Origin of the sequence: Paenibacillus sp. FSL R5-0527, from assembly GCF_038008055.1 — a bacterium.
Taxonomy (GTDB): domain Bacteria; phylum Bacillota; class Bacilli; order Paenibacillales; family Paenibacillaceae; genus Fontibacillus; species Fontibacillus macerans.
The window spans coordinates 1-4,469 of sequence record NZ_JBBOYI010000005.1 but is presented as its reverse complement, the minus strand read 5'-3'; the positions used below and the strand labels follow the sequence as shown (position 1 = coordinate 4,469).

Here is a 4,469-nt window from a genome sequence, read left to right as displayed (position 1 = left end):
CACACCGCTTGTTAACGGCACGGCAGGAACTGGAGGTATGGGTGAGTGGTCTGACGCCTTTACAGCATTTGAGTCTGAGGAGTTTAACGTCCTGGGCATCCCGGTAGACGATTTAAGTGTCAAGCAACTTGCTGTAGCCTTCACAAGGCGCTTGAGAGAGGATGAGGGCAAGAAGTTTCAAACCGTCCTTTACAACCACCCACAAGCCGATTATGAGGGCGTCATAAGCCTTAAAAACAGCGTTGTAACGTCTGACGGGGTAACGGTTGATCCAATCTTTTTACTGTGGGAAATCGCTGCAATGGAGGCCGCAGCAAACATTAATCAATCGCTGACATATGCGACGATCCCGAATGCGGTAGATATTACCCCGAAATATACACAAAGCCAGATTATTGACGCATTGCAAAACGGGGAACTAGTCCTTACTGCTACCAATGGTCAAGTACGGATTGAACAAGATATCAACACACTGACTACGTTTACAACGGACCGCAGCAGAGCATACAGAAAGAACCGAGTGATCCGTACACTAGACTCTATCGCAAATGACCTCAAAACAAACTTTGATGAAAACTTTATCGGCAAGGTCAACAACGATGCAGACGGTCGAAACTTGCTTAAGGCCGCAACGATTTCCTATTTGGACACACTGCAAGGCCTGGGGGCTATTCAAAACTTCGACTCGCAAAATGATATCGAAGTATTGCCAGGAAACGACATTGAATCCGTAATCATCAATTTGGGCATCCAACCTACGGACAGTATGGAAAAAATTTACATGACAATTACAGTGCGTTAAGGAGGGTTAATACATGGCAGGATTTTTCAATGTTAAAGATGCCGTCAGCGGTAAAATGGCAAAGGCGTTCGTTACAATCAATGGTCGCGTAGAAGAACTGTTCTACGCAAAGACGTTGGAATCTACAATCGAGAAAAACAAGGTTGATGTCCCCGTTTTGGGCAGAACCAATACGCCACAACGGTCTGCGGGTTGGTCTGGCTCGGGTACGCTGACAATCTACTACGTAACATCTGTGTTCCGGCAACTCATGAGAGACTATGTAAAGACCGGGGCCGATTTTTGGTTTGATCTCCAAGTGGTCAACGAACAGCCCGGGAGCGGAAGCGGCAAGCAAACCGTAATCCTGAAAAATTGCAACCTTGATAGTACATCTGCGGCGCAATTCGACGCAACAAGCGACGATATGCTTGAAGAGGAACTACCGTTTACGTTTGAGGATTACGATGTCCTTGATCAATTTACAGCAGTACAACCTACAAACTAATTAGGAGGATTTATATGAATTTACAAGATTTCCTGAATGCAAACCCGATTGACAATTTGACGGAGGAAGTTGTCGTTTCGCCGCGCTTTAAAGACGAAAAAGGCAACCCGCTGAAATTTACCATCAAGGCCATGACGGAAGAAGAATTTGAAGACATCCGAAAGAGATCGACTCAAGTCGGCAAGAAAAAGGTTGAATTCGATAGCCGAAAATTCAATTTACACGTAGCTATTAACAATACGATCAATCCTGATTTTAAAAATGCTGATTCCATTAAAAAACTTGGAGTATCCTCGCCAGAAGAGTACGTTAAACGTGTTCTCTTGGCAGGCGAACTGACGACCTTGGTGCAAAAAATCACTGAACTTTCCGGCTTTGACGTTGAAATGAGCGAACTCGTCGAAGAAGCAAAAAACTAATTGAGGAGGGCGATCCAGAGGCGAATTACGCCTACTATGCCCTCCACAAGTTTCGAAAGTGGCCTAGCGAATACATGGCCCTTCCCCGCAGGGAACGGGCCTTTGTTATGGCTGCTATTGATGTCAGAACGGCCGCAGAAGCAAAAGAAACCAAAAAATTGAAACGTAAATAGTCCAATACTCGTATTTTTATGGTAATATGTGGTCAGAAGATGCGAGGAGGTTGTATATGCGGTTATTTCGTAATATTTTGGCGATCATTAGCTTCGTTGTATCAGCGCTTTTAGTAATTATAGCTTTAATCATGGCACTTACTTCTGATACTGACACAATTTGGGTCCCGATAGTTTTTGGAGTCATATTTTTGGTGATTGGTTTGGTTTTGAAAACTAAGAACCAAAGTAAACGCAATGTTGAAATGAGCAATGATGGAAATGGCACGGTCGAGTATGCAATCGTTCATCACGTGGAAGGGTTGCCAATATCCGAGAAAACCAGATGCCAAATTGAGTTGCGTGGTGATAACTTGGCTATTAAAGGAGGCGGTGTTGATTTCAACCTAAACTCCTCTCAAATCACCGCTGTCGAAATAAAGACTGACGTTGAAATAGCCAACATAGTGAGCAGTAGCGCCGCGAAAGGAATTGCCGGTGGACTGCTGTTTGGGCCGATTGGCTTAGTTGTCGGTTCTCGAGCAACCAACAAAGTAAAGCGTACATTACACTATTATTTGATCATTAACTATTTCAATTCATCTGGCGAACTTTCGGCAATGATGTTCCAAGACAATATAGCGCCACGTCGAACCAGAAAGTTGGTAAATTCGCTTAGATCGCAACTGCCATCTGCACCAAAGAGGATTGATCTATAAATAATTCGGAGCACTCTCAAAAGAGGGTGCTTTTTAATTTTCTACCGAGAAAGGAGACGACATATGCCAACGATATCAACAGCGTTGAAGATGGCCGACCAATTCTCGTCGCCTCTATCCAGAGTTATTACCCAAGCGGAAAAGGCAGCAATGGCAATGGATCGACTTCGGCGTACAGTAGAAACCCCAGCAACCTTGCGACTCAATGCCAGCAATGCAGAACAGCAACTAAGAGGCATCGAGCGAATTGTAAGGTCCGCCAAAATTGACGTTACCTTTAATGCGCGGCAAGCCGTTCAGCGTGCTCAAATGCTAAAAAGACTGCTACAAAGGCAATTAGACGGCATTCAGGCACGTATTAAGGTAGAATTGCCTGCTTCACTGAATGTGATGTTCGCCAACTTACAACGCCTTGTAATGAAATTTATCGCGGCCACTAGCCGGTTGCGGGGCGTTGCTGGAGATCAGAGAGCCGCACAAGAAAAAATTGCCGAACTGCAAGAAAAGATTTTGCAACTACAACACCAAATCAATGCCGCCACGAGGCAATCCGGCAATGCGTCGAGCGGGTGGTTATCTAATTTGAGCGGTATAGTTGGTACGTATCTTTCGTTACAAGGTATCAAGTCTGGTATGAGTATTAGCGACGAGTATATCAATTCATTAGCCCGCTTGGATATGGTCAACGATGGGTTACGAACCACCGCAGAACTTCAAGATGATATATTTGCCGCTGCAAACCGGGCTCGTGGTAGCTATACCGATATGGCTGGAGTAATTGGGCGGATGGGCATTCTCGCCGAAGACGCTTTTAAAGGTAACGACGAATTGGTGGCCTTTTCTGAACTTATGCAAAAGTCGTTCCGGGTGGGCGGCGCTAGCACAATGGAACAGCAGGCCGGTATGTACCAACTTTCCCAGGCAATGGCCGCAGGTAAACTACAAGGCGACGAATTTCGGTCAATTATGGAAAATGCCCCCTTGTTAGCCAAGGCGATTGCTGACTTTACAGGTAAGAGTAAGGGTGAATTAAAAGAAATGTCCGCAGATGGCACAATCACAGCGGACATTATCAAAGGGGCAATGTTTGCCGCTGCGGATGATATAAATAAGAAGTTTGAATCAATGCCCATGACCTTTGGGGATGCCCTGAACTTAATTAAAAACAACGCTTTGCAGACTTTTGGCCCTGTTATTGAGCGTATCAATAAGATGCTGAACAGTGCTGGCGGCGAGCAAATGATGGCGAACATTCAGAATGGCATCGAAGCGGCGGCGGTAGCAGTTGATCGTTTACTAACTGCTGCAGTTAACGTCTATTCTTTCTTTTCTAATAATTGGTCAACAATTGAACCCATAATTACCGGGATTGTGGGAGCGTTTGTGGCTTGGAAGGTAGCGACGACGGCAATTAACACAGTTCTTGCCATTCAAAGTGGGATACAAGCGTTATTAGCAGCAAGAACAGCACTCGCAACAGGGGCGACATTTGCACAAACGGTAGCACAGTGGGGGTTGAATACCGCCATGCTTGCTAGCCCAATTACTTGGATTGTTATAGCTATAGTTGTTCTTATCGCGGCGATTGTTCTTCTAGTAAAGTACCTCATCAACCTATGGAATACCAATGACAAGTTTGCCGCTGGACTTATGAGGGCTTGGAATAGCGTGCTAAATTTCTTTGGTCAAATACCAATATTTTTCCAAGAAATTGGAAATGGGATAGCAAACGCTTTTGACTGGGCAAAAGTAGAATCACTAAAGATCATTGAGGGACTCGCCAATGGCGTCATTGATAATGTAAATTGGGTCATAGAGCAATTGAACAAAATCCCAGGTGTAAGCCTCGACGTTTTTGATCATTTGAGTGTATCTGGTGCCGCAGCCGCA

5 protein-coding genes are annotated in these 4,469 nt (G+C 44.9%); all 5 read left to right on the top strand.

The features are described 5' to 3' along the window. Positions 1-802, top strand: an 802-nt coding sequence (locus NYE69_RS33320; RefSeq protein ID WP_340930698.1) for a phage tail sheath subtilisin-like domain-containing protein, incomplete at its 5' end; no start/stop codon positions are given. Positions 803-815: 13 nt separating this feature from the next. Next, positions 816-1,289 carry a phage tail tube protein gene (locus tag NYE69_RS33315; protein WP_213510183.1) on the top strand — a complete coding sequence of 158 codons (474 nt, stop codon included), beginning with the start codon at positions 816-818 and terminating at the stop codon, positions 1,287-1,289. A gap of 14 nt (positions 1,290-1,303) precedes the next feature. Continuing rightward, a complete protein-coding gene (locus NYE69_RS33310) occupies positions 1,304-1,708 on the top strand; it encodes a phage tail assembly chaperone (RefSeq protein ID WP_340930696.1) in 405 nt (134 codons plus the stop codon). Positions 1,709-1,937: 229 nt separating this feature from the next. Beyond that, positions 1,938-2,579 (top strand): hypothetical protein, encoded by a 642-nt coding sequence (locus NYE69_RS33305; RefSeq protein WP_340930694.1) that lies wholly within the window; start codon positions 1,938-1,940, stop codon positions 2,577-2,579. Positions 2,580-2,642: 63 nt separating this feature from the next. Continuing rightward, positions 2,643-4,469, top strand: a 1,827-nt coding sequence (locus tag NYE69_RS33300; RefSeq protein ID WP_340930692.1) for a tape measure protein, incomplete at its 3' end; no start/stop codon positions are given.